Source organism: Acetobacter sp. (assembly GCF_047721705.1).
Lineage (GTDB): Bacteria > Pseudomonadota > Alphaproteobacteria > Acetobacterales > Acetobacteraceae > Acetobacter.
Genome location: NZ_JBDNXK010000136.1, coordinates 1 through 5,260, shown reverse-complemented (window position 1 = coordinate 5,260; position 5,260 = coordinate 1). Strand labels below are relative to the sequence as shown.

Annotated in this window: 5 protein-coding genes; all 5 read left to right on the top strand. The window is 51.2% G+C overall.

Annotated elements, in window-relative coordinates:
* The first annotated feature begins 200 nt into the window (after nucleotides 1–200).
* Nucleotides 201–1,007, top strand: a complete 807-nt coding sequence (locus tag ABF824_RS15305; protein ID WP_415489846.1) for an NAD kinase — start codon at nucleotides 201–203, stop codon at nucleotides 1,005–1,007.
* A 9-nt stretch (nucleotides 1,008–1,016) separates the two neighbouring features.
* Nucleotides 1,017–2,186, top strand: a complete 1,170-nt coding sequence (locus ABF824_RS15300) for a serine hydrolase domain-containing protein (RefSeq protein ID WP_415489845.1) — start codon at nucleotides 1,017–1,019, stop codon at nucleotides 2,184–2,186.
* A gap of 212 nt (nucleotides 2,187–2,398) precedes the next feature.
* The gene (gene fliF / locus ABF824_RS15295) at nucleotides 2,399–4,060 is read left to right on the top strand and encodes a flagellar basal-body MS-ring/collar protein FliF (protein ID WP_415489844.1); all 1,662 of its coding nucleotides are present in this window, start codon (nucleotides 2,399–2,401) and stop codon (nucleotides 4,058–4,060) included.
* Between the two features lie 6 nt (nucleotides 4,061–4,066).
* Complete coding sequence (gene fliG, locus ABF824_RS15290; protein WP_415489843.1) at nucleotides 4,067–5,080, top strand: flagellar motor switch protein FliG; 1,014 nt, start codon at nucleotides 4,067–4,069, stop codon at nucleotides 5,078–5,080.
* The coding region (locus ABF824_RS15285; protein WP_415489842.1) for a hypothetical protein at nucleotides 5,077–5,260 on the top strand (184 nt) is incomplete at its 3' end. The genes fliG and ABF824_RS15285, both read left to right, overlap by 4 nt.

The window sequence follows — 5,260 nt, the reverse complement described above, 5'->3', positions numbered from 1 at the left end:
ACATGAAGGGGTGGGGGAGCCGCCACCGGTCTCTCCTCCGGATTCCTCACCGCTGAGGATCGACACATAAACAGCATCCTGTGGGCTCGTTTGAGGATAATCAGGACTCGCGGCAGCGTGAACGTCATTCTATAGAATGATGCGTCAGGATCATCTGCGGGTGATGGTCAATCTTTTTTAGGGCATGCAGAATCAACATTATGGATACTCACACATCAGAGTCTCGTTGGTCCGTTGCCGCCCCTCCTGAAAAAATCGCGTTTCTGGCCGCTTCTACCGATACGGCCCAACAGGAAAAAACCCGACTTTCCCATCGCTATGGCGCGTGTGAACTGGATGAGGCCGAGGTTATCGTCTGTCTTGGCGGGGACGGCTTCATGCTGGAGACCCTGCGGCAGGTGATGGAACGCAATGTTCCTGTCTATGGTATGAATTGTGGTTCCGTTGGGTTCTTGATGAATCCGCTGGATGAGGACGGACTTCTGGAAAGGCTGGCGGCGACACAGACGGCCGAACTCTACCCGTTACATATGCGGGCTACCTGTGCGGACGGCTCTGTGCATGAGGCCTATGCTCTGAACGACGTCTTTCTTTTCCGTGAAACCCGTCAGGCGGCGAAGATCAGAATCGAGGTGGACGGCCGTGAACGTATGCCGGAGCTGATCTGCGATGGTGTTCTTGTTTCCACGCCGGCCGGCTCAACGGCCTATAACCTCTCGGCGCATGGTCCGATCGTGCCGTTGTCAGGGAACCTTCTGCCCCTGACGCCCATCAGTGCTTTTCGTCCGCGCCGCTGGCGTGGTGCCTTGTTACCCTCCACGGCGGTGGTGACGTTCTCCATTCTGGAAACGGAGAAACGCCCTGTTGCTGCGGTAGCCGATTTTACCGAAGTGCGGGATGTCGTCAGCGTGAAGGTGTGGGAAAATCGGGAACGCTCCGTCACGTTATTATTCGACCCGGGGCAGTCATTGTCGGAACGCATCATTCTGGAACAGTTTTCCGCCTGAAAGATCAGCATGCAAAGACGCCTTCTTCTTCAGGGGCTTTCAGTCACCTCTCTGTCAGTCATTTTCCCTTTATCCGGATGTGCTGCGAACAAGATGAAGCGTGATTTTTCTGACGTTGATCGCTTGTTGTCAGCGGCCGTAGAGCGAGGCGAAATTCCAGGTGTTGTTGCCGCGATCGGGCAGGGCGATGTGATCGAGCATCGGGCTGTTTTCGGCCAGCGTGCGCTTGTGCCGCAGCGGGAAGCAATGACGTGGGACACGCGTTTCGATATGGCGTCCCTGACAAAAGCGACAATTACGGCCCCGGCGATCATGCAGTTATGGGAGCAGGGAAAACTGGATCTTGATGCGCCGGTAGCGCGCTATCTCCCGGAATTTGCTCAAAATGGCAAAGGCGCCATCACGGTGCGCCACTTGCTGATCCATTATTCCGGCCTTGCGCCCGATGTTGATCTTTCAACGCCCTGGAGCGGAAAACAGGTTGCTGTGCAAAAGGCGCTTGCAGCTGTTCCGACCGACGCTCCCGGAACGCATTTTGTTTACAGTGACATCAATTATATCGTCCTAGGCTTGCTTGTTGAACAATTCTCTGGGTTGCCCCTGAACGTTTATGCGGAGAAGCATATCCTCGCACCCATAGGGATGACATCGTCCGGTTTTCTGCCTGCCGATGATCTGCGTTCTCTTATTGCTCCCACGCAATTTGATGAAACAGGAATACCTCTGCGTGGCGTCGTGCATGATCCTACAGCTCGTAGAATGGGCGGTGTGGCTGGTCATGCCGGACTTTTCTCCAATGCGGATGACATGGCTCTTTACGCCAGCAGCCTGCTTGATCGCTGGAATGGGCGTGCGAGTAATTACCCGCTGAAGATGGATACGGTTCGCCTTATGACATCGCACCAATCGCCCGGAAATACTGACATCCGGGGATTGGGATGGGACATCGCGACCCATTATTCGACACCCCGAGGCGATCTTTTTCCCGTCGGCTCATTTGGCCACACGGGTTACACGGGCACATCGTTGTGGATGGACCCTGCAAGTTCGTCTTTCGTGCTGATTCTAACCAATCGTGTGCATCCATCTGACCGGAATGGAAAAGCCCTTGTGCGCTTGAGGCACGATGTGGCTACTGATGCTGCCAAAGCGCTGGGATTTTTTCAGGCGGCTCAATAAGCATTTCATATCAGGCTTCTTCCCTGCAGCGGGGGTAGGCAATTTTGCCCTACTTACCCGGCAAAATTTGCCGCCCATTAACCGCAGAGTAAGGGCAGCCTCGCATAATCGTCTTCAGATCAAACAAAGTTGAAGCGAAAATACGTGCGAGACACTCCCAATCGATCTGCTGGAGCGCCATGCAAGTCAATTTTTTTGCCGGAAAATAAAACGTGAAAGCAATGCTGGCGAGCCTGAAAACCCTCGGGTTGCCGCGTCTTGCCGCTCTGGGAGCGGTAGGGCTTGGCATGATGGGTATGCTGACTGTCTTCGCGTTTCATGGGGATCAAAGATCAACGGCGCTGTTGTATCAGGATCTTGATCTTCATGAAGCCGCTCAAATGGCTGATGATCTCGAAAAAGCCCACATCGCTCATTCGGTGTCCCAGCAGGGTGACAGTATTTATGTCGCACCTGACAAGGTGGCCGAAGCACGTCTGCTGCTGGCACGTGACGCGCTACCGTCTGGTGGATCTGTTGGGTATGAAATTTTCGATCACTCCAATACTCTGACAACGACCGAATTTGAGCAGCATATTGATGAAACAAGGGCTCTTGAAGGAGAGCTTGAGCGATCGATCAGGCTGATTCACGGTGTTCGGAATGCCAGAGTACATCTGGTTCTGCCGCACCGGGAGATGTTCTCGGCAGACAGAATGTCGGCGCAGGCAAGCGTGCTGTTGACAGTGGCCGGAGGGCGGCTGGACCAGCAGAGTGTGCAGGCAATTCTTAACCTTGTTTCCGCTGCGACACCTAGTCTTACTCCACAGAACATTTCCATCATTGATAACCATGGAAACGTGCTTGCAAGGCCGGGTGCACCTGATAGCGCGGCTGGTATGGCGCAGACCATAGAAGAACAGAGGCAGGCTATGGAAGCTCGCCTTGCTCAGACGGTGGAGACGATGCTGGCTCCAACATTGGGTGCCGGACACGTGCGGGCGGAAGCATCAGTCTTAATGAATCTCGATAAGGTTCATGAGACGCAGGAAAGCTATGATCCTGACCAGCAGGTCTTGCGCTCACAGCAGTCCACGAACGACAAGTCGGTTAATACCGAGGGTCAGCAGAGCACTTCTGTGGCCAACAATCTCCCCAACGCCAATGCTGGGCAGCCACGGGCGGGTAGTCAGGACGATCGTCGCGAAGAAACGAATAATTACGAGATTGGAAAGCGGGTCAGAACTCTTGTTCAGGATCAGCCTCGGGTATCACGCATAAGTCTTGCTGTGATTGTAGATGGTTCTACGAAGAAAAGCGCGGATGGAAAATCCGAATGGGCGCCGCTTGATGCTGCCGAGCTTGATCGTATTACCGTTCTGGCAAAAGCCGCAATTGGTTTCGATGCCAAACGCGGAGATACAGTCAACGTTGTTTCTATGCGTTTCGCTAAAGAGCAGGATGAAGCCGAGCCATTACATGCTTCCTGGATGGGGCTGCCGGTCGACAAAAGCGACGTTATTCAGATTTCTCGTAGTTTGATACCTGTTGTTTTCATATTCTTGGCGCTTCTGTTTTTTGTGCGGCCGTTGCTGAAAAAGGATGAAAACTCACTTGCGGGCATGGATCCTATGCGCTTGGCGTCAGATAGCGATGGTAATGAACGTGGTGTGATTCCTTTGACGGAGCAGTCTTCCGGTCAATATGGAGGCGCGGGAAATCAACTGGCGCTCGAAGGTCCGAAAGAACACACTCCAGATTTCATGAATCTCTCTGGTATTGATGGGAATCTGAAAGCGTCGGCAATTCATCAGGTAAGAGAATTGGCGGCTAAAGATCCTGAAGAAAGCCTTTCTGTCATCAGAAGCTGGCTCATGCCTCAGCACGAAGGGTGATCGAAGATGCTGGCGAAAACAACAACTGCCCCTACCGGCGCTCAGAAGGCTGCTATTCTGTTGCTGGCATTGGGCGAGGAAAACGGAACACAACTCCTGTCCTCCATGCAAGAAAATGAAATCAGAGAGATTTCAGCAGCCATGGCGACAATGGGTGTTATCGGAGCGGATGTCGTAGAATCAGTTTGTTCCGAATTTGCAGGCAGTTTTTCTCGTCCCGATACTCTTGTGGGCTCGTACGATACAACTGAAAGACTTTTGAGAAAGTCCCTTCCAAATGACCGCGTCAATGTGATCATGGAAGAAATCCGTGGGCCTGCGGGAAGAACATTATGGGATAAACTTGATAATGTTCCAGAAAATGTACTCGCAAATTATTTGCGTAATGAATACCCGCAGACGGTCGCTGTTATTTTAAGTCGACTTCAGCCAGGACAAACAGCACGTGTCCTTGCCTTATTGCCGGAAGATTTTTCTGTCGATGTCATGATGCGTATTTTGCATATGGATAATGTGCAACGAGATGTCATCGATAGTCTGGAGACCACTCTTCGTTCTGAATTTATGGCAAGCCTAGCTAGATCTTCTAAGCGGGATAGCCATGAATTACTGGCCGAAGTATTTAATAATTTTGATAGGCGCGTTGAAAGTCAATTTATGAATGCGCTTGAGAAACGAAATTTGGAAGATGCTGAGCGCGTCAAATCCCTCATGTTTACTTTCGATGACATCAAACGGCTACCACAAGAAGCCATCATGCGTTTGATGAGAGATATTGATCGTGAGCGTCTGCCTCTGGCACTCAAAGGAGCTTCCGAAGAGCTACGTAAACTGTTCTTGTCTTCAATGACCGCCAGAGCAGGAAAAATTCTTGAGGAGGAAATCTCTTCCCTTGGTCCTGTGAGGGTAAAAGATGTGGATGCTGCGCAGGCAGAGATCGTTTCTTTGGTTAAGGATTTGGCCAATCAGGGTGAAATCGATTTAAATCCAGGTTCTGATACTAATGAAATGCTGCCATGAAGCAGGATCAGCGTAATACAGTAGATTGCAGAGCTTCATATGCTTTATTTCAAGAAAACTTTGAAACAATTCCCTATTTAGAAGAAGAACAGACACTGCAGAATGATGAAACTGATGTTGTGGAAGAAGATCACCAAAATGTTGTTCTGTATACTGAAAGTGAATTAGAAAGTATTGTGA